Below are 21,622 nucleotides of genomic sequence, written 5' to 3' on the forward strand. Positions count from 1 at the left end.
GTTAAAACCTCATGAGGACGGCTCCCCACGTGAGGCCTCCACCCATGGCAGTCATAAGCAACGTATCTCCTCTCTTTAACTTCCCCTCTTTGTAAGCTTCATAAAGAGCTATGGGTATGGATGCGGCACTCGTGTTTCCATACCTGTGTATGTTGGAGTAGATCTTTTCAAAGGGTATGCCTAACTTTTCCGCTAAAGCTTGTACTATCCTTATGTTTGCCTGGTGGGGCACCACAAGGTCTACATCTTCAACGGAGATGTTAGCCTCTTTTAGTACTTGCCTGCACGCCTCTTCCATGCTACGCACGGCTACCTTAAACAGTTCTCTACCTTTCATCTGGATGTGTCCGCACTTTTCTGCAAAGAGGAGTTCCCACAAGCTTCCGTCCGAGTAGAGCTTGGACGTGTACAGACCATCTTGGCTCTTCTCTACTACTGCAGCACCAGCTCCGTCTCCAAAGAGCACGCATGTGTTCCTGTCCTGCCAGTTTACTATAGTGGAGAGCTTTTCAGCACCTACGACCAGGGCCTTATTTACTTTTCCAGAGACAAGGTAAGAATGAGCAACATCCAGGGCGTACAGAAAGCCGCTGCATGCGGCAGAAAGGTCAAAGGCAAAAGCTCTTTTTGCAGAAAGCTCTGCCTGAAGTAGACATGCTGTAGCAGGAAAGGTCTTGTCTGGGGTAAGCGTGGCTACAAGGATAAGGTCTATCTCCTCGGGATCTGTGTTGGCCATTTGGAGGGCCATAAGGCTTGCCTGCTTTGCCATGTAGGTTAGAGTTTCATCTTGGGCTATCCTCCGCTCCTTTATACCCGTCCGTGTGGTTATCCAATCGTCGGATGTATCCACCATTTTCTCAAGGTCAAAGTTGGTAAGCACCTTTTCGGGTAAGTAGACCCCGAGTCCTGAAATCCTTATGCCCATGAAGCTTTAGCTCCTTCTGGCATGAACTTCTTCATATTGGAGGCTAATTTTTCATTGAAGTGATGGGTGTAGAACTCTGTGGCTACCTTTATGGCGTTTTTTATAGCCTTTGCGTTGGCTCTTCCGTGTGTGATTATAACAGGCTTTTTTGCTCCGAGCAGCGGTATTCCGCCATACTCGGTAAAGTCTGCCTTCTTCTTGAAGTTGTTAAGAGCTGGCATAAGCAAGAAGGCACCTATCTTAGCCAGAAGGCTCTTCTTGATCTCCTCTTTTATCATCTGGACTACTGCCATGCCTAAGCTTTCGCTCGCCTTTAGTATTATGTTTCCTACGAACCCATCGCACACTATTACATCAAAGGTACCCGCGTATATGTCCCTTCCTTCGGCATTCCCTAAGAAGTTAAGGCCAAGCTGCTTTAGGAGTGGATAAGTCTCTTTAACTAGCTCGTTGCCCTTACCTTCCTCCTCACCTATGCTTAGAATCCCAACCCTCGGGTTTTGTATACCCAGTATCTCCTCTGCGTATGTATGTCCTATTATGGCAAATTGTACAAGGTGCTTTGGTTTACAGTCAACGTTTGCACCTACATCTATTAAAACTGTCTTACCCTTTGGGTTTGGCAAGGCTACACCTATGGCTGGTCTTTCTACCTCTTCTATGGCTCCTATGACAAACTTACCGACCGTGAGGACAGCACCCGTATTACCTGCAGAAACGAGACCGTCGGCCACTCCATCCTTTACTAGCTTCCCGGCTATGTAAAGAGAAGACTCCTTTTTCTTAAGCACGTTAGAGGGTGGCTCGTGCATACCGATGGTGTCCTTTGCATGCACTACCACGAGTCTTTCGTCCTTTACTCCCTCCCTCTTTAGTATCTCCTTTATCCTCTGCTCGTCTCCCACCAAGAATATGGTTTGTGCAAACTCTTTACTTGCCCATATACATCCCTTTACTATCTCCTCGGGGGCGTAGTCTCCCCCCATACAGTCTACAGCTATCTTGGGAAGACTCATAACGTGTCTAGGATCTGTCTACCCTTGTAGTATCCACAGTATGGACATACTCTATGTGGTAGTATCATCTCACCGCAGTTTGGGCAAGAGGCCAAAGAGGTGGCCTTAAGCTTTGCAAAGAAGTTCTGAGCTCTTCTCTGATCTCTTCTCCATCTAGAAGTCTTCCTTTTAGGAACAGCCATATCTTAACCTCCTTAGATAAAGTAAAAAAAACTTAAAACCTTTGTAAATAAAAGTTTTCAGAAATTATACAGTCCACTACTGAATCTGTCAAGAAGAGAGACCTTTACTGAGCTATCTCATACGGTGATGGACTTGTGTAGTGGTATCCTTAAGATATCTCTGAGAAAAATTCTCCTGAAGGAGGTGACTTATGGAGTTTAGGCACGTGTTTGTGTGTGTAAATCAGAGACCACCAGGACATCCTATGGGATCCTGCGCCGAAAAGGGAAGCAGGGACATTTACGCTAAGCTTATGGAAAGCATCCAGATGGATCCTGAGCTTTTTATGAGCGTGATAGTAACTCCTACGGGTTGTCTCGGACCTTGCGGTCTTGGTCCCACCATAGTGGTGTACCCAGACGCCGTGTGGTACGGAAATGTAAGGCTTGAAGATGTACCCGAGATAGTAAACTCTCACCTGAAAGGTGGAAAACCTGTAGATAGGCTAGTTGTTTCCAAGGGTAAACCACCGGGCATGTTCTAAGGGCCGAGGGTCAACCAGCCCCCGGCACTCCTTCTTCTTCAAACTCTAGCTCTAGCTTTTCTGAAGGGACTATAGTAGTTATAGCATGCTTGTAAACTAACGTCTGCTGACGCCCATCCTCCAGAAGTATGGTGTATAAGTCAAAAGATCTTATCCTTCCTTGGAGTCTTATGCCATTCAGAAGGTAGATAGTAACCTTGACCTTTCTTTTCCTGGCAGTGTTTAGGAAGGTTTCTTGGGTCCTGTAGGGCATTTTCTACCTCCTTTCTCTTTGTTCTACCACGAGCTCATAAAGCTTTTGGGAGATATTAATATAATACTCTGACCTTTCAAGGTTTACAACTAGGTCCTCAGGGAAGACGTAAAGGCCGTAGTAAGCTCCTACCATGGATCCTACAAGGTAGCCGATGGAGTCCGTATCACCGCCGAAATCTCCGCAGGCGTTTACCGCTTGCCAGAAGGCTTCCATGGGGTTCCCTATGTTGGAGAGGAATATAAAGAGGGCAAGGGGAAAGGATTCAAAGACGTAGGTAGAGTTACCCAAGATGGCTATGGCATCCTCTAAACTTTTGCCTTCCTTGAGCAGCTGTATGACAGTGTCTATGAATTTCTTGGACTTTTCCCTCTTCATGAAGACCTTGAGGTGTTCGAGGAGGTTTAATCGGTCTTCCTGTCTGGAAAGGTCGTAGCTTTCAAGTATAAGGAGGGATATTAGGGCCGAGTATGCTCCGCTCGCGTCGTATATCTCTGGGCTCCTGTGGGTTATGAGACTTACCAGCCTACCACCCTCTGAGGCCAGGTAGGGGTTGTAGTAGTGGTAAAGACCTACTACGCTGCACCTTAGTATACCCTCCACCGAAAAAGAATAACATCCTGCATCTTCCAGGCTTATGCCAGAGGATAGAAGGTCTATAGCCCTAAGAAGTGTTGGATCTGTCTGTCTGTGCTTGAGCTCATCCTTTCTGAACTCCAGTAGTCTGTAAAAGAAATCATAGGGATCTATCATCTTCTTGGAAAGTATGCTCTCGCAGAGTATCATGCTTATGGTAGTCTCATCCGAAGTGTCCTCCGGCCTAAGGCCATAAGCTGGACTGTGTGGATGAGGTTCCACAAATCCTTCCACTCTACCGCCGTAGTATTCTAGGGCTTGCTCCTTAGTTATGTCCTCTAGGGACTTACCTATGGCATCTCCTAGGGCAGATCCTACTATGACTCCTTGGAACTTTTCAAGCATCCTTATAATTTTCTCATGTTCTGTAGGATAAGGAGTGGGGGAGTGTTGGGGATAGAGGGCATACTGGTGGATGTAGAGCTGGACATCTCTCCAGGTCTTCCCCAGTTTAACATAGTAGGGCTTCCAGATAAGGCCATAAGCGAGGCCAAGGATAGGATAAGATCAGCCCTTAAGAACCTTGGGGTTTCCCTACCTCAAAAGAGGATAACGGTAAACCTCTCTCCCTCCCATGTGAAAAAGCAAGGGACGCTGTACGACCTTCCTATGGCCGTAGGCATACTAGTGCTCATGGGCGTTGTAAATGTCCAAGAAGATGTGGTAGTACTGGGTGAGCTTTCTCTAGATGGGAAGATCAACAGGGTTTCTGGAGTCCTTCCCATAGTACTCTCTTTAAAAGAACAGGGTTTTAGGAAGTTTATAGTTCCGAAAGAGAACGAGTTAGAAGGTGGTATAGTGGAGGGTGTTGAAGTCTATGGTTTTGAACATCTGACAGAGGTGGTGGAGTTTCTGCAGGGTAAGCCCAAAGAGCCTGCAAGGGTAGACATAAAGACTCTCTTTGAAAACTCTAAGGGCTTTGACATAGATATGTCTGACGTTTACGGTCAGACCATGGCCAAGAGGGCTATGCAGATAGCTGCAGCGGGGTTCCATAACGTCCTTCTCGTAGGACCACCAGGCAGCGGTAAAAGCATGCTGGCAAAAAGGCTCATAACCATAATGCCGCCTCTAAGCTTTGAGGAGGCTCTTGAGATAACCAAGATATACAGCGTGGCTGGTTTACTGAGAGAAGGTCTTATAACGCAAAGGCCTTTTAGGTCTGTGCATCATACAGCTTCAGACGTGTCTCTTATAGGTGGTGGGAACCCACCCATGCCCGGAGAGATAAGCCTTGCCCACAGGGGAGTTCTCTTCTTGGATGAGATGGTAGAGTTTGGAAGAAAGAGCCTGGAGGCTCTCAGACAACCCATGGAGGACGGTTACGTGGTGGTTACGAGAGCAAGTGGTAGGTTTGTTTTTCCAGCTCAGTTCCTCTTGGTGGGTGCCACAAACCCATGCCCATGCGGCAACTACGCAAACCCTTACAAGGCTTGTGTTTGTACCCCAAACCAGATAAAGGCTCACCAGTCCAAGCTTTCAGGACCCATAATGGACAGGATAGACCTTAAAGTTTGGGTAGACCCACCAAAGGAAGAAGAACTGGTCAACATGCAAAAGGGACCCTCTTCGGAGGAGATGAGGCAAGCCGTCATGAGGGCTGTCCAGATACAGAGAGAAAGGTTTAAAGGAAAACTAAAGTTTAACTCTCATATGAATCAGAAGGAGATAGAAAAGTACTGTATTCTGACGCAAGAAGCAAAGGACCTTCTCAAAAGGGCCATGCAGGCCCACCATCTGACAGGTAGGGGCTATGCTAGGCTTTTAAAGGTAGCCAGGACTATCGCTGACCTGGACGGAGAGGAGAAGATAGACGTTCTGCATCTGTCGGAGGCTCTACAGTTTAGGGTGGACGAAAAGTCTCTCGTCTGATAACCTATTCATAAATGCCTTTCACTTCGGTAATCGGACAGTTTAGAGTATGCGTAAGACCCTTTTTCTGAACATGGCCTTATACGGAGCTTTCTTCCCTCAGGCAGGATCTCTATCTCTATCCAAAGGTCGCAAGGTATGTCTGGTGTTGGCCACTCTATGAGTACAAGACCGTTACCCAAAAACTCATCCAGGTTTAAATCTTTTACCCTGTAGAGATCCACATGGAAGACTCTAAACTTCTCAGTAGGGTACTCGTTTATGAGGGTGAAGGTAGGGCTTCTGACTTGATAGCCTTCGTAAAGCCCCAACGCTTGCACGAGTGCTCTTACTATGAAAGTCTTTCCAGCTCCCAAAGGTCCGGAAAGACATATGATCTCATCACCCTTCAACACCTTGGCCAGTTCTCGGACGAACCTTACAGTCTGCTCTTCGTCCTTTAGCACAAACTCCAAAGCATGCTATATTTTAAAACTTATGGAATTTTTCTTCTTTCCGGATGTTTATGCGGACACTTATCTGATAGACTACTACGTGATATCCTTCAACCTCAACAATAAGGATCTTGTGGTCACCAGAGAATGGGAAGGTAGGGAGTACATAGTGGAGGTATTGGACGTAGACGAATTTCTACGCCAAGCCAAGGACGTTGTACTGTTTGAGTTCGGTGACGAGGTAGAGAGATTCAGCAACCTAGAAGAAGCCCTAAGACACGCTTACAGGCTTGCGTACACGGAGGCAAAGAGAAGGAGTCCTAAGGAGATACTACCTGCCATGGGTGTGGGTTGTCCACCCCTTGATCTTATAAGGAGGACTTTTCCCGTTGAGTTTAAGCTTGACCCCTTCCCAAAGGATCTTACGGCCTACCTGGAGAATATAGTAAGGAGTGTGCCCAAAGACATGCCAAAAAAGGAGACTCACGATGAAGGCAACGAATGGGACATACTCTGACCTCCTTGAAGAGCTTACCCCTCAAAGGATAGTTGAGGAATTAAGCAAGTACATAGTGGGCCAAGAGAAGGCAAAAAAAGCTGTTGCCATAGCTTTGAGGAACAGATGGAGAAGGCAAAAGCTCCCCGAAAGCATAAGAGATGAGGTGGCTCCGAAGAACATAATCCTGATTGGACCCACGGGTGTGGGTAAGACGGAGATAGCCAGAAGGCTCGCACAGCTTATAAAAGCACCCTTCATAAAAGTTGAAGCTACCAAGTACACAGAGGTAGGTTACGTGGGTAAGGATGTAGAGTCTATGGTGAGGGAGCTAGTGGAAGTTTCATACCAGATGGTCAAAGCGGAAAAGATGCAAGATGTAAGACAGAAGGCCAGGAAGATAGCCGAAGATATACTGGTGGACATCCTCTCAAAAGATCCCTTTATAACCGACGGTAGGCTCACCAAGTCAGACATAAGGGCCAAGCTCAGGAGCGGAGAGTTGGACGAGAAGGTAGTAGAAATATGGGTTCAGGAAAAGTTACCACCCATACTAACCGTTGGTGGTCCACCCATACTGGAAGATCTGGGGGAGCAGTTAAAAGACCTCTTTGGTGGCATGCCCGTGGGTAGGAAGAAAAGGCGTGTAAAGGTCAAGGATGCTCTAGCCATACTCGAACAGGAAGAGGCTGAAAAGCTGATAGATCACGAGGAAGTTGCACGCGAGGCTATATACAGAGCTGAAAACTTTGGTATCATCTTCATAGACGAGATTGACAAAATAGCCATAAAAACTCCCTCTTACGGACCTGGAGTATCCAGAGAAGGGGTCCAGAGAGACCTTCTTCCTATAGTAGAGGGTACTGTTGTGAGGACCAAGTACGGGCCAGTGAGAACAGATCACATCCTCTTTATAGCAGCGGGAGCTTTTCACATGTCCAAACCTTCCGACCTCATACCCGAGTTACAGGGTAGGTTCCCTATAAGGGTAGAGTTGAGTCCTCTAACCAAAGAGGACCTGGTGCGCATACTTACTGAGCCTAAGAATGCCCTTATAAAACAGTACGTTGAGCTCCTGAAGACAGAAGGAGTGGACTTAGAGTTTACCGAAGATGCAGTGCATGAGATAGCACGTATAGCGGAGGAAGCTAACAACAAGTTGGAAAATATAGGAGCAAGAAGGTTACACACCATCATGGAGATACTCCTTGAAGACATCTCCTTCAACGCTCCTAGTCTAAAAGGACAGCACATAATAATAGATGGAAAGTTTGTAAGGGCAAAGCTTGAATCTGTTGTAAAAGATGTGGATCTTTCTAAGTATGTACTATGATAGAGGAATTCATAGAAAGACTTGAAGAGCTCATAAGACTACAACAGAGGGCAGTAATATCTCTTGTTAAGCCTATGCAAAGCGGATCGCTTTCCTTACTTACAGCTCTTGATGTACTCAGCTACCAGTTGGAGACTTTAGACATACTCAAGGAGATACTCTTCCTAGAAGAGGATGAAGAAGCGGTAAGCTTGTGTATAGAGGCCTTCTCTTGGATAAGCTTTCTACTGCCTCGTATAGAGCCTGCTCTCCCTGTATACTTACAACATCTGGTAGTTGAAGGAAGCCCCTTCTTTGTAAAGCTCAGCAGCATAGCTCAAGATGTGGAACTCTGGAAAGATCCATCCAAAAGGGATAGGCTTTTGTGGTACATACAGAAGACAAAGGAGTGTATAGCCTCTCAGATAGAGTTGATGAAGAAAGCCTCCTTTGGACACTACTAGTCTAGTACTTTTTTGAGTATCCAGTAGGTTTCAGATATAGGTAAGCCCATGACCGTGTAGAAGTCACCCCTTATGGACTCCACTAAGGCTGCTCCAAAACCCTGTATGGCGTAGGCTCCTGCCTTATCGAGAGGTTCTCCAGTTTTTACGTACTCCTCTATCTCCTGCTTTGTTAACTCTCTCATCTTTACGCTTGCAGTTTTGTGAAATAGGTACCTACCCTTTTGGGATAGGATACATACTGCGGAAACTACTCTGTGCCAGCGCCCCGAAAGCTCGAGAAGAAACCTTTTGGCTTCCTCTTCGTCACGAGGCTTTCCGTAAACCTTACCATCAAGGTACACCACTGTGTCTGCAGCCAGAACCGTTGCAAACTTATACTCTTTCCAGACTGATAGCGCTTTTCTCTTTGCGTTGAACCTTGCAGTCAGCACAGGATCCTTTAATGTCTCTTCTTTTATCCTTGAGGGTATTACAGAGAACTGGAAGCCAAGCATACGGAGGATGTCTACCCTCCTCTTGGACTCTGAAGCAAGGATGAGAAACCTCATCTACTCCACATATTTTAACCTAAGCCTGCCACGTCTTCTTAAGGATTTCGAGTGCCCTGTAGTTTGTAAGATCAAGCTGCAGAGGAGTTATAGAAACGTAGCCGTGGTAAACAGCCCAATAATCTGTGCCTTCTTCCAAACTCCAACCAAACTTTTCTGCAGTTATCCAGTACAGGGGTTTTCTTGCAGGGTCTGAAAGTTTGAGGACCTTTTCTACGTACGCCCTTCTTCCCTGCCTTGTGATCATAAAACCCCTTATTTCATCTCTTGGCAAGGCTGGAACGTTTACGTTCAGATACGTATCCTCCGGCATACCTTTCTCCAGAACCATTTTTACCACGTCAAGGCATACTCTGGCAACTTCTTTAAAGTCTGGGTTTTCTCCAAATACGGAAAAAGCTACAGATGGTATGCCCAGTATCCTACCTTCCATGGCTCCTGACACAGTACCTGAGTAGGTTATGTCTTCACCTAGGTTTGGTCCTTCGTTTATACCCGAGCATACAAGGTCGGGAGCTTTACCGTCCAGCAGCACATAGTAGCCCAGGTGTATACAGTCTGCTGGAGTGCCTCCTATTACCGTCCAAAAGTCATCGTCTACCCTTCTCATACGCAGTGGTGCTGTAAAAGTAAGGGAATGTCCCACTCCGCTTAGGTTTCTATCTGGCGCTATCGTTATAACCCTTCCAAGCTTTTTCAGCTCTTCCCTTAGGGCTTTTATACCTTCTGAAAAGTAACCGTCATCGTTTGTCAGTAGAAATACAGGCATACAAAAATATTTTAAAATGCTACTTTAGAAATGAGTCTGTGGTTGCCTGTATTTATCCTATTCGCGATGGGTGAGTTTGCCCTTATTATCTACCATGTTTTACCAAGTCTGTACGTTGGATCTATCAGCCTTAATGTCTTAAAGAAGCCGCTCTTACAGCTTACTGTCTTTCTCACTGCCTTTGTTTTTGTAAATTATCTAGAAAAAAAATTTGACTATTCAGTTTTAAAGAATAAAAGGATAGCCTATCTCTTTATAGGTTTCTCCACACTTATGCTTGTACTCGTCCTTATCAATAAGCTATTAACAGGTAAGGCTGTAAACAGATGGTTGTTTGGTGGTAGTATACAACCCTTGGAGTTTACCAAGCTATCTGTGATAGTGTTTTTGTCCTACTATGTTTACTCTAAAGGTGGTGCTAAGGAGTTTAGGTACATCTTCTGGGCAAGCTTCCTTGTAGGTTTAAACGCCGTGCTTCTCTTTTTACAACCTGACAAAGGAGGTGCTGTTTCTATAATGACCCTTACCCTGCTTATCCTCTTCGCTGGTGGTATGCCTGCGAAGGTGTACCTACCGGTGACTTTGGGCTTTGTCCTTCTGAGCCTTCCTTTCCTGCGTGGTGGATACGTCAAAGAAAGGGTTTTGGCATGGAAGGATCCCTTCTCCGATCCTACGGACTCTGGCTATCAGATAATACAGTCCCTTTACGCCTTTGCCCATGGTGGGCTTTTTGGTACTGGTATAGGACAGGGTGTTCAGAAGCTAAAGGGTGGACTACCTCTTGCGGACACAGATTACATAATAGCCCTTATAGCTGAAGAGTTTGGTTTTGTGGGTGTTTTAATGGTGTCTTTAGTGTACGCTTATTTAGTCGGTTACCTGATGGTTATGTCTATAAGGGTAAAAGACATCTTTGGAAAACTCCTGCTCTTTGGCTGCGCTTCAAGCTTTGCCCTCAGCTTCCTGTGGAATCTGGCCATGGCTACGAATCTTCTTCCGTCCAAGGGTATAGCTTTGCCTTTCTTAAGCTACGGTCTTTCTAACCTGCTTATGTCTACTATTATGGTAGGTTTGTGCAACATGGTCATAAAGAAGTACACAGTATAATACATAATCTATGTCACGTAGACCTGTCCTAGTGTTTAACTTTGGATCTCAGTACGTGCAGCTCATAGCCAGGAGGATAAGAGAGCTTGGAGTTTACAGTCAGATTGTGCCCTACTACATAGACCCACAAGAGGTGGAAAGGTTAAACCCTTACGGGATAATCTTCTCAGGTGGACCGGCTTCTGTGTACCAAGAGGGAGCACCCTTACCCCACCCAAAGATATTGGACCTGGGAGTACCCATACTGGGCATATGCTACGGTCTTCAGACCATAGTGCATATGCTGGGTGGTAAGGTAGAAAGGGCCCAAAAGCAAGAGTACGGTAGGGCTACCCTGAGGGTGCTAAAAGAAGATCCTCTCTTCAAAGGTCTTCCTAAGGAGTTTGAGGTTTGGATGAGCCATGCAGACAAGGTGAGTGTTCTTCCGGAAGGGTTTGTAGCTCTAGCATCTTCTGAAAACTCTCCCTATGCAGTTATAAGACATTCAGAGAGACCCATATACGGCGTTCAGTTCCATCCGGAGGTGACACACACATCCTATGGCAAAGAACTTTTGGGTAACTTCCTCTTTGAGGTCTGCAAAGCTCAAGTAAACTGGCAGATGCCAGACTTTATACAGCATAAAGTTGAAGAGATAAGACAGACGGTGGGCAATTCAAAAGTGGTGTGTGCTCTGTCTGGTGGAGTAGACTCTACAGTAGCTGCAGTCCTTACCTACAAAGCCATAGGTGATAGGCTTTTCTGCATCTTCGTAGACCACGGCCTTCTTAGAAAGGGAGAATCTCAGGAGGTGGAAGAGTCCTTTAAAAAGCTCTCGTTACCCTTTAAGAAGGTGGACGCTAGCGAGTATTTCCTTGAAAGGTTAAAAGGTGTGGAGAATCCAGAGCAGAAGAGAAAGATAATAGGGCATACCTTCATAGAAGTCTTTGAGAGAGAAGCCAAGGAGTTCGGGGCCGAGTATCTGCTACAGGGAACTCTCTACCCAGATGTTGTGGAAAGTGCTGGTATTGAAGGAGCAAAGGTTATAAAGACCCACCACAACGTAGGCGGGCTTCCAGAGAGGATGAACCTAAAGCTGCTAGAGCCTTTAAGAGAGCTCTTCAAGGACGAAGTGAGGAAGGTAGGAGAGCTTTTAGGGGTTCCCGAGAACATCCTAAAGAGGCATCCCTTCCCAGGCCCTGGTCTGGCTATAAGGATACTCGGAGAGGTAAAGAAAGAAGACCTGGAGATACTGAGAGAAGCGGACTACATCTTCATAGAAGAGTTGAAAAGATGGGGACTTTACGATAAGGTATGGCAAGCCTTTGCCGTGCTGCTACCTGTGAAAAGTGTAGGAGTTATGGGAGACGTGAGGACCTACGAGAGGGTGGTGGGGCTTAGAGCGGTGGACAGCACTGACGGTATGACGGCAGACTGGTCCAGACTTCCCTATGAATTCTTAGACCATGTCATGAGGAGGATAATAAACGAGGTCAAGGGCATAAACAGGGTCGTCTACGACATATCATCAAAACCACCAGCTACCATAGAATGGGAGTAGGTCAAAGTCCACCGGCTATGGCTGGCACTATGGAAAGCACATCCCCAGGCTTTAGTTGAGTTTGTACACCTTGTAGAAATCTTACATCTTCATCGTTCACGTAGAGGTTTACGAACCTTCTTATCTCTCCGTTCTCGTCCAGGAGTCTCTCCTTTACACCAGGGAACATACCCTCTAACCTCTCTATTAGTTCGCTTAGGCTTATGGGGCCTTCTACATCTACAGATATTTCTCCCTGACCGTTAGTGAGCCTTCTTAAAGGTGTAGGGACTCTCACCACTATAGGCATGCTGTACCTCCTGAGGTAGTATATTATAACCTCTTTAGCTTAGCTCTTTGAGCTTTTCCCTTATAAACTCCCAGCTCCACCAGGTAGCTTCGTTTAGGGGCTTGGGTTTGCCTATATCCTCTTCGCTGCCCTCTACCCATACGTACTCTCCGTCTGTAAGGAGTTTGAAGTTTCTGGTGCGGGAGGACCACCGCCAGAAGTTATGAGGTCCTATCCCCAAAGCCTTTTGAAAAAGTTCCATCTCCTGTGGCAAAAGCGGTCTTCCTTTCCTCATGCTTGCTGATAGCTCTCCTTCAACTTTTTTATTCTCCAGAGGGACTTACTGTCCTCTGGTGTCACAAGGCTTAGGGCTTTACCGTAGGAACCAAGCCTCGCTGTCCTGCCTATACGGTGTATGTAAACCTCTGGGTCTTCAGGAACATGGTAGTTTATCACCAAGCTGACCCCCTTTATATCCAATCCTCTGGATGCTACATCCGTAGCCACGATCACCCTTACCTTGTCTTCCCTGAAAAGCCTAAGAGAGTACTCCCTCTGCCTTTGGGTCATATCACCGTGCAAGCTGCAAACCCTAAAGCCCTTTTCTTGGAGCCTTTGGCTTAGTTCCTTTGCATCTTTTTTGGTCTTTACGAAGATTATGACCTTTTCAAGCTTGTGCTCTCTTAATATCCTTTCAAGCTCGTGCAACTTCTGAGCAGATGAGTTTAGCCTTATGATCCTTTCTTCTATCCTTGGCTTTAGCTCAGGGCTTATCACCTTCACAAACTTGTAGCCTTCTCTTAGGTGTTTTCTGGCTAGCTCTTGGACTCTTTTTGGTATGGTGGCAGAGAAGAAGAAGGTCTGTCTTTCTTTCGGTACGTAGGAGATAATCTCCTCTATATCTTCTATGAAACCCATGTCAAGCATTACGTCCACCTCATCAAGCACTAGAAAGGATATACTTCCAAGGTCAAGAGCTCCTCTGAGGATGAGATCCTTTATCCTACCGGGTGTTCCCACCACTATGTTTGGGCTGTACTTGTCCAAAGCCTCCAGGTCTCCTTTCACGGGCCTACCACCGTAGAAGGCAAAAACCCTCAGCCCTTTGTACTTGGACAGGGAAAGGAGCTGGTCTTTTACCTGGAGGGCAAGCTCCCTCGTAGGCGTTAAAATAAGGGCCTTCAGACCGTCTTCCCTTCTTAACTTTTCAATTATGGGTATGCCAAAGGCTGCCGTCTTTCCCGTTCCCGTCTGTGCCTGACCCATCACGTCATAACCCTTGAGGGCTAGGGGTATGGCTTCCTTCTGTATGGGTGTAGGTTGGGAGAAGCCAAGATCTTTTAGGGCTTTTCGTAGCGGTTCGCTTAGTTGTGAGAAGTCAAATTCCATAGTGTCCTCCTTATGTTCTGTAAAGCCTCTAAATTTAAACCAGTTGGAAGTTTAAGTCAACGATTAAATGGAACTGTCTTAGGTTGGTAAAATCGAGGATAAGGTTTAGGCTTGCATGCTTTTAAATATTAAATTTATAGTCTTAGCATGCTGGAAAGGAGAAAGACAAGGCAGATACAGGTAGGTTGGGTAAAGATCGGAGGAGACGCTCCCGTAGTGGTGCAGTCTATGACCTCCACCAAGACCCATCAGGTGGAGGAAACTCTCCAGCAGATAAGGAGACTCTATGAGGCAGGATGCGAGCTTGTAAGAGTTGCAGTTCCACACAGAGAGGACGTGGAGGCATTGCCGGACATAGTCAAAAACTCTCCTATTCCTGTAATAGCCGACATACACTTTGCACCTTCTTATGCTTTCCTTTCCATGGATAAGGGTGTGCATGGCATTAGGATAAACCCCGGCAACATAGGAAAGGAGGAGATAGTAAGGGATATAGTCCAAGAGGCAAAGGTCAAAGGTGTAGCCATAAGGATCGGCGTAAACTCGGGGTCTTTGGAGAAGGATCTGCTTGAAAAGTACGGCTATCCGTGCGCTGAGGCTCTCTTTGAAAGCGCTGTGCGTTGGTCCGAGAAGTTTGAAAAGTGGGGCTTTTACAACTTCAAAGTCTCCATAAAGGGTTCCGATGTGCTTGAGAACATAAGGGCCAACGAGATGTTTGCCAAATACACTGATGTGCCACTTCACATAGGTATAACAGAAGCTGGCATGGGCCTTCAGGGTATAGTCAAGTCCTCTGTGGGTATAGGTATACTTCTTTACAAAGGTATAGGAGACACGGTAAGGGTATCTCTAACAGACGACCCAGTAGTGGAGGTGGAGACAGCTTATTACATACTATCATCCTTGGGTATAAGAAGGAGAGGACCAGAGATAGTGTCCTGTCCCACCTGTGGTAGGATAGAGGTGGACCTTCCTAAGGTGGTATCTCAAGTAAAAGAGAAGTTAAAGGACGTGAAAACACCCCTTAAGATAGCCATAATGGGCTGTGTGGTGAACGCCATAGGGGAGGCCAGAGAGGCAGACCTTGGACTTGCCTGTGGAAGGGGTTTTGCCTGGCTCTTTAAGAAGGGCAAGCCTATAAGGATGGTAAAGGAAGAAGAGATGGCCCAAGCCCTTTTAGAGGAGATATACAAGGAGAACGGCCATGAGTGAGCTGGAAAAGTATCAGAGGCTTATGCAAAAAGCTCAGCTTGTAGAGGGTGCCACGCTTAATTTTGTCATGTTGGACCTGAAACCAAGGTGGATGAAGTGTAGGAGGACAAAGAGGGTAGTCTTTCAGTTTCACAAGCTGGGACAGGAAGAAGGAGTCACACACTGCGGTAAAAAACTTGAGGAGTATCAGATACTTCCCGAAAGACAGGAGAATCTAGTAATCACTCAGATAAACATGATGCTAGGAGGCTTAGGCCTCTTGGTCTTCTTTGACCTATGTCCTGAGTGTTTTGGTAACATAAACAGGTGTACACCTTTGGAGGGTTAGCCACCCACCTTGAACATCTCTATTTTTCTTGGAGATTTTCCCTCTTTTAAGAGGGTTAGTCTCTCTTCAGAGTACCTGTCTTTCCTCGATAACCACACGCTCCTTACAAACTCCCTTATATCTTCGTCGCTGGCTCCAGATCTTATGAGCCTTTTAACGTCGTAGCCGTCCTGAGCAAAAAGGCACGTAAGCACCTTACCATCTGCTGTAAGCCTTAGCCTGTTGCAGTCGCCGCAGAAAGGCTCAGTCACGGAGGCTATTATGCCAAACTCAAGGCCATCGTCCTTGTACCTGTACCTCTGGGCAGTCTCCCCTCTGTAGCCTCTCCCTATAGGTTCTACCTCAAACTCCTTCTGTATTATGCTCAGTATCTCTTTGGCACTTACAACCTTGTCCAGGCTCCATCCGTTCAGAGTGCCTACATCCATAAACTCGATGAACCTTACGGTAAGACCCATACCTTTGAAGAACTTGGCTATGTCCAAGATCTCAGAATCGTTTACTCCCTTGACCACGCACACGTTTACCTTCACAGGCACAAGGCCTACCTTGATGGCTTCCTCTATGCCCATCAGTATGGTCTTCACCTTTACATCCCTTCCTACCATCCTAGACAGGACATCATCCCTAAGGGATGGTAAGCTCACAGTTACTCTCTTTAAACCTGCTTCCTTAAGAGCTTTTGCTTTTTCTTTGAGTAAAAAGCCGTTGGTGGTCAGGCTTATATCTACGTCAAACTCGGAGATAAGCCTTATGAGGTTCTCAAGGTGTTTCCTCACTAAGGGTTCTCCGCCAGTTATCCTTATCTTCTTTATCCCCAAGGGTAATACAGCCTTTACGAACCTGGCTATCTCCTCAAAGGTAAGGATCTCTTCCTTTGGAAAAAAGGAGTAATCTCCGTCTGCTGGCATGCAGAAAAAGCATCTAAAGTTACACCTGTCTGTGACGGATATGCGCAGGTCCCTTAGCTCTCTACCCAGAAGATCCTTTACGCTCCCAGTACCCATTCACCCTTTCCATCCTTGAACACTTCCTTCTTCCATATGGGTGCCCTCTTTTTTACCTCATCCACCGCGTACCTGCAGGCTTTAAAGGTCTCTTCCCTGTGACCGCCAAAGACTACCACCATGAAGGATGGCTCCCCCACCTTCACTACACCAAGCCTGTGGTGTATAAACACCTCTTTAACTCCAAACTGTGATATAGCTTCCTCCCTTATCTGCTCCATAACTTTTATGGCCATCTCGGGAAAGGCTTCGTAATGGAGCTCTACAACGTCTCCGTCCTCAGGCGCTGCCCTAGCTATACCTAGGAAGCTAACGCTGGCACCACAATCAGGAGGAACTTGATACTCAGAGAAAACCTTCTCTATGCCGAACCATTCTATGCCTATGTATACCTTAGGTACCATGTCTCCGGTTTAAATTTAAAGTCCTTCTTCTCTTATTGCAATTTCTACCTGCTTCTGTACCTGCTCCTTTGATGTGCCTCCGTAGGTGTTCCTCCTGTCGGCCGATACCCTTGGATCTAGAAGCTTTAGCGCATCCTCCTCGTAAAGGGAGGAAAAGCTCTTTAGCTCTTCCAAGGTTAACTCCTCTGGTTTTTTACCTTCCTTGAGGAGGTAAGATGTTATCTTACCGGCTACAGAGTGGGCCTCTCTGAAGGGAAGGCCCTTCTGCACGAGGTAGTTAGCAAGGTCTGTCATAAGGCTAAAGCCTCCAGCTTGCTGTTGCATCCTGTCTGCTTTTATGGTAAGTCCATCGAGCACTAGGGTCATAGCCTTTATGCAGGCCTTTATCGTGTCCAAGCTGTCAAACAGGGGCTCTTTGTCCTCCTGGAGGTCCCTGTTGTAGGCCATAGGAAGTCCTTTGAGAGTGGTAAGTAAGGACATGAGGTTACCGTAGAGCCTTCCCGTCTTACCTCTGATAAGTTCAAGCACGTCTGGGTTTTTCTTCTGGGGCATGATGGAGCTGCCTGTACACAACCTGTCTGGAAGTTCTACGAAACCGAACTCTTCGGAGGACCATAGGATTAGATCCTCGGCTAGCCTTGAAAGATGCATGCCTGTGCTGGCGCATGCGTAAAGGACATCCAGGATATAGTCTCTATCGGCGGTTGCCTGTATGGAGTTTCTCAGAACTCTGTTAAAACCAAGCTCATGAGCTGTGAAGAACCTGTCCAAGGGGAAATCCACCCCAGCCACCGCACCGCTACCCAAAGGTGACCTGTCTGCCATCTTGTAAGCAAGCATAAACCTCTCCTCGTCACATAGGAACATCTCCCTGTATGCAAGGAAGTAGTGGGCAAGCCTTATGGGCTGGGCCTTCTGCAGGTGTGTGTAAGAAGGGACGATTACATCCACGGTGTTCTGTGCAAGCTTTACAAGTGCTTTCCTTAGCCCTTTAAGGAGCTCCAGTATCTCCAAGATCTGTCCCTTTATGTGCAGTCTTTCGTCCGTGGCCACCTGGTCGTTACGAGATCTACCTGTATGCAGCTTCTTCCCCACTTGCCCTATCCTTTCGGCCAGGGCAAACTCTATGTTCATGTGTACGTCTTCTAAAGACTCCTTGAATTCAAAGCCCCCCTTTTCTATCTCCTCTGCTATCTTGTTTAGTCCTTCAACTATGGCTTTTGCTTCATCCTGTGTAAGCACACCGGCCTTCTGAAGGGTCTTTACATGGGCTATGCTCTGTCGTATATCCTCAAGGGCCAGCCTTCTGTCAAAGCTTACTGACTGGGTGAACCTCTCTACAAACTCATCAGTCTTTTCTGAAAACCTTCCTTCCCAAGGCTTTTCCATGATTAAATTTTATACTCAAGCCTTTGTCTAAACTCTTCCTGCTTGCCTCTGTTCCACCTTTGTACTGGTCTGTAGTAACCTACCACCCTTGAGTAGACCTCTGTAGGCTTCCCACAGTGGGGACATGTGAAGTGTTCTCCTTTTATGTAGCCATGGTCCTCGCAGACGGAGAAGGTGGGCGTTACGGTTATGTAAGGCACCGGATAGTTCTCAAAGACGAACTTTATAAACTTGGCTGTCAGGTACAATACTTTCCACGCATTCAAAGGCCTTTTCTAGAGAGGAAAGTTTTTCTCTTCCGGCGTACACGAGGTGAGATACGTAGACCTTTGGTCAAAGATGAAGGGTAAAGAACTCTTGGTGCCCTCAGAGAGGGTAAACCTCAAACCGACCCTTATACCCTCCGAAAGACACAGCCTTATAGAGTCTAACGATTCTTTAAAGGAGCTCTTCCTAACTCTAAAGAGGTCATGTACCTCTTGAGTTCCGTCTACGCTTATTCCCATTATAAACTCCCTTACCAGAAGGCCGTTGATGAAAAGGTTAGTGTGTATTCCTTCAGTCTTTAATGCCTTTGCTACGGAAAAGATGTCTTCCCTGAGTAAGGGTTCACCACCAGAGAGTATGACAAACCTAACTCCTGCGAGCTTCAGTTGTTGGATAAGCTCTAGAGCTTCCTGCAAGCTTATATCTTCACATGAGGTCAGCTTTGCTGAAGAGTAAGGACAACACTTCCAAAGGGTTTTGGCTTTACCCCTACTAATGTCTCCCTTATGTACTAGGTTATCCTAATCATTCCCAAGTTCCACAACCACCTGGCATATTCCCTCACCGTTCGCGTTACACTTGCTCTCATAAGCCTTGACCCTTTTGTTTAGGTGAGTTTCCAAGAGACCAGCTACGAAACCCACCTCAAAGTGACAGATCCTCTTACCTATCTCTCATGGTTTAACTTAGCTCCAAGATCTTTCCCAAGCTGTCTTCCTGCGTTCTGTGTAAAGTCTAAAGGCTCTGAATACAAGCACGGGGACTTCCTCCCCCAGCTGGGGCCTACGTATCTTAGAAAGCATCTCAGCGTTTATCATCCTTGAGAACCTCCATAAACTTCATAAGAGCATAAAGTTCCTCCTAAGTTAGCTTCATCCTTGGCATGGAATTCCTTATTATAGGTTCCCTGTTCTTTGCCACCCATTTTAGCGGTGGTCCGAAGGCATCCTCCGTTATGTGGTGACAGCCCCAACATCTTTCCATAAAGACCTGATAGCCAAGGAGGGGGTTTATAGTGATAAGGTAGCATTCTTTCTGTGCTTCTCTTCTACCTGTGCAAGCTCCGCTATGGTCGTTGTACTCAAGTACTTCATTATCTCATTCCTCAGATGAGTCCACTTGTCGTGCACCGCGCACGGGAACGTTTCCCACTCCTCACACCTCCCGGGTCTTAATGCGCAGTAGTCTAACTTATACTCTTCGTCAAGAAACCTTATGACATCCAGTATGGTTATGTTCTGCGGATCTACAGCTAAGGTAAAACCACCAGTGGGTCCCCTGAAAGACTTGAGCACACGCTCTCTGGCCAGCTTATGGAATATCTTAGACAGAAAGGGCTTTGGGATCCTCTGAGCCTCTGCTACCTCCTCCACCTTCACGAGCCTATCCTTGTTGAGCGCCAAATACGACAAGGCCAGCAGTGCATACTTAACAGTTTCTGAGTAAATCATAGTCTTATATTACACCCATAATCGGAGGAAAAGGTTATGATTGATATCATCTTAAAAGCTTTACAGGAACTTGTGCCTCTAGTGGAAAAACCTTTCCTATCCGTGGCCCCTAGGGTGGGACTTTCGGAGGAGGAGCTCTTTAGATATCTCTTCAAGGAGGATTTTAAGAAGGGTGTGTGCTATCCTCAACCATAGGAAGGCAGGCTTTGCAGCCAACGGTATGGTGGTGTGGAAGGTACCTGAGGAAAGAGTTCAGGAGGTAGGGAATTACCTAGCGGGCTTTAAGGGAGTCTCTCATTGCTATGAGAGGACAACCACGGATAGCTGGCACTACAACCTCTTCTCTATGGTGCATGGGAGAGAAGCTCATGAAGTTCAAACCTTTGCGGAAAGAGTTTCGAAGGAGTTAGGTATAGATGATTATCGTATACTTTTCTCTACCAGGGAGTTCAAAAAAAGCGTGTAGAATATTTCTCCGAGGAGTTCTACAGATGGTATGAGGGACTTGCCTACTGATCTGCCTCACGTGGTGTTTGTGGGAAGGTCTAACGTAGGTAAGTCTTCTCTCATAAACATGATATTTGGCCGTAATGTGGCCAGGGTTAGCAAAGAGCCAGGAAGGACGAGGAACATATACCTATACCCTTTTGAAGAAAAGATCTACGTAGTGGATGTTCCAGGGTACGGTTACGCCAAAGTATCCAGAAGCATGCTTCAAGAGTGGAAGAAGATGATGGAAGAATACTTTAAGAGGTACAAGGAAATCATAAAGATAGTCTTTGTTCTTGTGGATTGTGTTGTGGGTCTTACAGAGCTTGACCTTCAGATGTTAGAGTACCTAAATCATATGGGTATCAAAAGGATGATAATACTTACCAAATGCGACAAAGCATCCCAAAAAGAGCTATCAAGAGTAAAATTTGAGCTTCAAAGAATAGGCGTAGAGTATGTAGTCACTTCTGCAAAAGAAGGTATAGGAAAAAAGGAGATAATAAAACTTATGCTATGAAACCAAAGGTTAAGGCACCTTCTTCGGAGATTACAGGACATGTGATAAACATACTGAAGAAATATTCTCTAAACACCGTCTGCGAAGAGTCCTTATGTCCTAATATCTCTGAGTGCTTCTCGATGGGTCATGCCACCTTTCTAATACTGGGGAAGGTATGTACTAGGGCGTGTAAGTTCTGTCATGTGGCAACAGGAAGACCGTACCCACCCGACCCTTCAGAACCCTACAGATTATTCCTGGCCGTGAAGGAACTCGGGCTAGAGTATGTGGTTATAACCTCTGTGGACAGGGATGATCTTCAAGACTACGGAGCTTCGCACTTTAAGAGGTGTGTGGACTTTCTGAAAAGCAGGCTTGAAGTCTATGTGGAGGTCTTAACGCCAGACTTTATGGGGGATGTGAATGCCCTTCACACGGTGGCAAGCTCTAGAGCAGACATACTTTCCCATAACATAGAGACGGTAAGGAGGCTACACAGGCTTATAAGACCTAAGGGGGATTACGACAGAAGCCTTGAAGTCCTTAGGTTTTACTCTACCTATGGAAAGCCTGTGAAGTCTGCCATCATGCTTGGGCTCGGTGAGACGAGGGATGACCTACTTTGGACCTTTGAAGACCTAAGGAAGGTAGGCGTTGAACATCTCGTTATAGGACAGTACCTTAGACCTTCTTACAAGCAGATGCCAGTAGTAAAACATTACATGCTTGAAGAGTTCAAAGAGATAGAAGAGTGTGCCAGGTCCTTCGGCTTTAAGGAAATCTTTGCGCATCCTCTTGCCAGATCTTCCTATGTGAGGGGTTTAAAATAAAATCT

General features: G+C 46.3%; 33 protein-coding genes. 13 read left to right on the forward strand and 20 right to left on the reverse strand.

The window, feature by feature from the left end; all coding sequences use genetic code 11:
- Position 1: 1 nt before the first annotated feature.
- From B5444_RS01470 to rpmF, 3 genes are read right to left on the reverse strand one after another with little or no spacing between them, the layout of a single operon-like run.
- Positions 2-925, reverse strand: coding sequence for a beta-ketoacyl-ACP synthase III (locus B5444_RS01470; RefSeq protein WP_079653483.1), 924 nt, complete (start codon positions 923-925; stop codon positions 2-4).
- Positions 916-1,941: a phosphate acyltransferase PlsX gene (plsX, locus tag B5444_RS01475; RefSeq protein ID WP_079653484.1), complete on the reverse strand. Its 1,026-nt coding sequence runs from the start codon at positions 1,939-1,941 to the stop codon at positions 916-918. The genes B5444_RS01470 and plsX overlap by 10 nt, the downstream gene beginning before the upstream one ends.
- Complete coding sequence (gene rpmF, locus B5444_RS01480; RefSeq protein ID WP_079653485.1) at positions 1,938-2,123, reverse strand: 50S ribosomal protein L32; 186 nt, start codon at positions 2,121-2,123, stop codon at positions 1,938-1,940. The genes plsX and rpmF overlap by 4 nt, the downstream gene beginning before the upstream one ends.
- A 191-nt stretch (positions 2,124-2,314) precedes the next feature.
- On the opposite strand from rpmF, the gene B5444_RS01485 reads away from it, so the two are divergent.
- Positions 2,315-2,647, forward strand: coding sequence for a (2Fe-2S) ferredoxin domain-containing protein (locus B5444_RS01485; protein WP_079653486.1), 333 nt, complete (start codon positions 2,315-2,317; stop codon positions 2,645-2,647).
- 10 nt (positions 2,648-2,657) lie between these two features.
- Here B5444_RS01485 and hfq read toward each other — a convergent pair whose 3' ends face one another.
- Together hfq and B5444_RS01495 are read right to left on the reverse strand one after the other, a co-directional pair.
- Positions 2,658-2,900: an RNA chaperone Hfq gene (gene hfq / locus B5444_RS01490; protein ID WP_079653487.1), complete on the reverse strand. Its 243-nt coding sequence runs from the start codon at positions 2,898-2,900 to the stop codon at positions 2,658-2,660.
- Positions 2,901-2,903: 3 nt separating this feature from the next.
- Positions 2,904-3,881: an ADP-ribosylglycohydrolase family protein gene (locus B5444_RS01495; RefSeq protein WP_079653488.1), complete on the reverse strand. Its 978-nt coding sequence runs from the start codon at positions 3,879-3,881 to the stop codon at positions 2,904-2,906.
- A gap of 15 nt (positions 3,882-3,896) precedes the next feature.
- Here B5444_RS01495 and B5444_RS01500 point away from each other — a divergent pair, with 15 nt between their 5' ends.
- Complete coding sequence (locus B5444_RS01500) at positions 3,897-5,408, forward strand: YifB family Mg chelatase-like AAA ATPase (RefSeq protein WP_079653489.1); 1,512 nt, start codon at positions 3,897-3,899, stop codon at positions 5,406-5,408.
- Positions 5,409-5,416: 8 nt separating this feature from the next.
- On the opposite strand, the gene tsaE is transcribed toward B5444_RS01500, so the two are convergent.
- Entirely contained in the window at positions 5,417-5,854 is a 438-nt protein-coding gene (gene tsaE, locus B5444_RS01505) for a tRNA (adenosine(37)-N6)-threonylcarbamoyltransferase complex ATPase subunit type 1 TsaE (RefSeq protein ID WP_231967165.1), read from the reverse strand.
- Positions 5,855-5,885: 31 nt separating this feature from the next.
- Between tsaE and B5444_RS01510 the strand changes: the two genes are divergently transcribed.
- From B5444_RS01510 to B5444_RS01520, 3 genes are read left to right on the forward strand one after another with little or no spacing between them, the layout of a single operon-like run.
- On the forward strand, positions 5,886-6,359 hold the full coding sequence (locus B5444_RS01510) for a hypothetical protein (RefSeq protein WP_079653491.1): 474 nt from the start codon (positions 5,886-5,888) through the stop codon (positions 6,357-6,359).
- On the forward strand, positions 6,331-7,671 hold the full coding sequence (hslU, locus tag B5444_RS01515; RefSeq protein ID WP_079653492.1) for an ATP-dependent protease ATPase subunit HslU: 1,341 nt from the start codon (positions 6,331-6,333) through the stop codon (positions 7,669-7,671). The genes B5444_RS01510 and hslU overlap by 29 nt, the downstream gene beginning before the upstream one ends.
- On the forward strand, positions 7,668-8,114 hold the full coding sequence (locus B5444_RS01520) for a hypothetical protein (RefSeq protein ID WP_079653493.1): 447 nt from the start codon (positions 7,668-7,670) through the stop codon (positions 8,112-8,114). The genes hslU and B5444_RS01520 overlap by 4 nt, the downstream gene beginning before the upstream one ends.
- Here the strand turns inward: B5444_RS01520 and B5444_RS01525 are convergent.
- Both B5444_RS01525 and surE read right to left on the reverse strand, forming a co-directional pair.
- A complete protein-coding gene (locus tag B5444_RS01525) occupies positions 8,111-8,665 on the reverse strand; it encodes a Maf family protein (protein WP_079653494.1) in 555 nt (184 codons plus the stop codon). The two genes, B5444_RS01520 and B5444_RS01525, sit on opposite strands and share 4 nt — an antisense overlap.
- A 19-nt stretch (positions 8,666-8,684) precedes the next feature.
- Positions 8,685-9,434 carry a 5'/3'-nucleotidase SurE gene (surE, locus tag B5444_RS01530; RefSeq protein ID WP_079653495.1) on the reverse strand — a complete coding sequence of 250 codons (750 nt, stop codon included), beginning with the start codon at positions 9,432-9,434 and terminating at the stop codon, positions 8,685-8,687.
- 30 nt (positions 9,435-9,464) lie between these two features.
- On the opposite strand from surE, the gene B5444_RS01535 reads away from it, so the two are divergent.
- Together B5444_RS01535 and guaA are read left to right on the forward strand one after the other, a co-directional pair.
- Complete coding sequence (locus B5444_RS01535; RefSeq protein ID WP_079653496.1) at positions 9,465-10,541, forward strand: FtsW/RodA/SpoVE family cell cycle protein; 1,077 nt, start codon at positions 9,465-9,467, stop codon at positions 10,539-10,541.
- A gap of 10 nt (positions 10,542-10,551) precedes the next feature.
- Entirely contained in the window at positions 10,552-12,081 is a 1,530-nt protein-coding gene (gene guaA / locus B5444_RS01540; protein WP_079653497.1) for a glutamine-hydrolyzing GMP synthase, read from the forward strand.
- A 1-nt stretch (position 12,082) separates the two neighbouring features.
- On the opposite strand, the gene B5444_RS01545 is transcribed toward guaA, so the two are convergent.
- Genes B5444_RS01545 through B5444_RS01555 form a run of 3 tightly spaced genes read right to left on the reverse strand, consistent with a single transcriptional unit; the run spans position 12,083 to position 13,738 of the window.
- Positions 12,083-12,370, reverse strand: a complete 288-nt coding sequence (locus B5444_RS01545; protein WP_079653498.1) for a MoaD/ThiS family protein — start codon at positions 12,368-12,370, stop codon at positions 12,083-12,085.
- A gap of 34 nt (positions 12,371-12,404) precedes the next feature.
- Positions 12,405-12,644: a hypothetical protein gene (locus tag B5444_RS01550; RefSeq protein WP_079653499.1), complete on the reverse strand. Its 240-nt coding sequence runs from the start codon at positions 12,642-12,644 to the stop codon at positions 12,405-12,407.
- Positions 12,641-13,738, reverse strand: a complete 1,098-nt coding sequence (locus B5444_RS01555; RefSeq protein WP_079653500.1) for a DEAD/DEAH box helicase — start codon at positions 13,736-13,738, stop codon at positions 12,641-12,643. The genes B5444_RS01550 and B5444_RS01555 overlap by 4 nt, the downstream gene beginning before the upstream one ends.
- Positions 13,739-13,885: 147 nt before the next feature.
- Between B5444_RS01555 and ispG the strand changes: the two genes are divergently transcribed.
- Together ispG and B5444_RS01565 are read left to right on the forward strand one after the other, a co-directional pair.
- A complete protein-coding gene (gene ispG / locus B5444_RS01560) occupies positions 13,886-14,950 on the forward strand; it encodes a flavodoxin-dependent (E)-4-hydroxy-3-methylbut-2-enyl-diphosphate synthase (RefSeq protein WP_079653501.1) in 1,065 nt (354 codons plus the stop codon).
- The gene (locus tag B5444_RS01565) at positions 14,943-15,278 is read left to right on the forward strand and encodes a hypothetical protein (protein WP_079653502.1); all 336 of its coding nucleotides are present in this window, start codon (positions 14,943-14,945) and stop codon (positions 15,276-15,278) included. Before ispG ends, B5444_RS01565 begins: the two co-directional genes overlap by 8 nt.
- Here B5444_RS01565 and moaA read toward each other — a convergent pair.
- The 9 genes from moaA to B5444_RS01600 all read right to left on the reverse strand — a co-directional run bounded on the left by moaA (position 15,275) and on the right by B5444_RS01600 (position 19,796).
- Positions 15,275-16,285, reverse strand: coding sequence for a GTP 3',8-cyclase MoaA (gene moaA / locus B5444_RS01570; RefSeq protein ID WP_079653503.1), 1,011 nt, complete (start codon positions 16,283-16,285; stop codon positions 15,275-15,277). The two genes, B5444_RS01565 and moaA, sit on opposite strands and share 4 nt — an antisense overlap.
- Entirely contained in the window at positions 16,267-16,689 is a 423-nt protein-coding gene (locus B5444_RS01575; RefSeq protein ID WP_079653504.1) for a molybdenum cofactor biosynthesis protein MoaE, read from the reverse strand. The genes moaA and B5444_RS01575 overlap by 19 nt, the downstream gene beginning before the upstream one ends.
- A gap of 15 nt (positions 16,690-16,704) precedes the next feature.
- Positions 16,705-18,078 (reverse strand): argininosuccinate lyase, encoded by a 1,374-nt coding sequence (gene argH, locus B5444_RS01580; protein ID WP_079653505.1) that lies wholly within the window; start codon positions 18,076-18,078, stop codon positions 16,705-16,707.
- 2 nt (positions 18,079-18,080) lie between these two features.
- Positions 18,081-18,344 carry an anaerobic ribonucleoside-triphosphate reductase gene (gene nrdD, locus B5444_RS01585; RefSeq protein ID WP_231967132.1) on the reverse strand — a complete coding sequence of 88 codons (264 nt, stop codon included), beginning with the start codon at positions 18,342-18,344 and terminating at the stop codon, positions 18,081-18,083.
- A gap of 9 nt (positions 18,345-18,353) precedes the next feature.
- Positions 18,354-18,761, reverse strand: a complete 408-nt coding sequence (locus tag B5444_RS01590) for a radical SAM protein (RefSeq protein ID WP_231967133.1) — start codon at positions 18,759-18,761, stop codon at positions 18,354-18,356.
- A gap of 105 nt (positions 18,762-18,866) precedes the next feature.
- Positions 18,867-19,016 (reverse strand): V4R domain-containing protein, encoded by a 150-nt coding sequence (locus B5444_RS07685; RefSeq protein WP_172838449.1) that lies wholly within the window; start codon positions 19,014-19,016, stop codon positions 18,867-18,869.
- Between the two features lie 15 nt (positions 19,017-19,031).
- The gene (locus tag B5444_RS07785; protein ID WP_269456707.1) at positions 19,032-19,163 is read right to left on the reverse strand and encodes a hypothetical protein; all 132 of its coding nucleotides are present in this window, start codon (positions 19,161-19,163) and stop codon (positions 19,032-19,034) included.
- 43 nt (positions 19,164-19,206) lie between these two features.
- A complete protein-coding gene (locus B5444_RS07790; RefSeq protein WP_269456708.1) occupies positions 19,207-19,329 on the reverse strand; it encodes a hypothetical protein in 123 nt (40 codons plus the stop codon).
- 26 nt (positions 19,330-19,355) lie between these two features.
- A complete protein-coding gene (locus B5444_RS01600; RefSeq protein WP_079653506.1) occupies positions 19,356-19,796 on the reverse strand; it encodes an RrF2 family transcriptional regulator in 441 nt (146 codons plus the stop codon).
- A 36-nt stretch (positions 19,797-19,832) separates the two neighbouring features.
- Here B5444_RS01600 and B5444_RS07625 point away from each other — a divergent pair, with 36 nt between their 5' ends.
- Genes B5444_RS07625 through B5444_RS01615 form a run of 4 tightly spaced genes read left to right on the forward strand, consistent with a single transcriptional unit; the run spans position 19,833 to position 21,617 of the window.
- The gene (locus B5444_RS07625; RefSeq protein ID WP_154021714.1) at positions 19,833-19,991 is read left to right on the forward strand and encodes a hypothetical protein; all 159 of its coding nucleotides are present in this window, start codon (positions 19,833-19,835) and stop codon (positions 19,989-19,991) included.
- On the forward strand, positions 19,969-20,262 hold the full coding sequence (ahbB, locus tag B5444_RS01605) for a siroheme decarboxylase subunit beta (protein ID WP_079653507.1): 294 nt from the start codon (positions 19,969-19,971) through the stop codon (positions 20,260-20,262). Before B5444_RS07625 ends, ahbB begins: the two co-directional genes overlap by 23 nt.
- A 30-nt stretch (positions 20,263-20,292) precedes the next feature.
- The gene (yihA, locus tag B5444_RS01610) at positions 20,293-20,805 is read left to right on the forward strand and encodes a ribosome biogenesis GTP-binding protein YihA/YsxC (RefSeq protein WP_079653508.1); all 513 of its coding nucleotides are present in this window, start codon (positions 20,293-20,295) and stop codon (positions 20,803-20,805) included.
- The gene (locus B5444_RS01615; protein WP_079653509.1) at positions 20,802-21,617 is read left to right on the forward strand and encodes a lipoyl synthase; all 816 of its coding nucleotides are present in this window, start codon (positions 20,802-20,804) and stop codon (positions 21,615-21,617) included. The genes yihA and B5444_RS01615 overlap by 4 nt, the downstream gene beginning before the upstream one ends.
- Positions 21,618-21,622: the final 5 nt, after the last annotated feature.

This window comes from Thermocrinis minervae, from assembly GCF_900142435.1.
In the GTDB taxonomy this organism is placed as follows: domain Bacteria; phylum Aquificota; class Aquificia; order Aquificales; family Aquificaceae; genus Thermocrinis_A; species Thermocrinis_A minervae.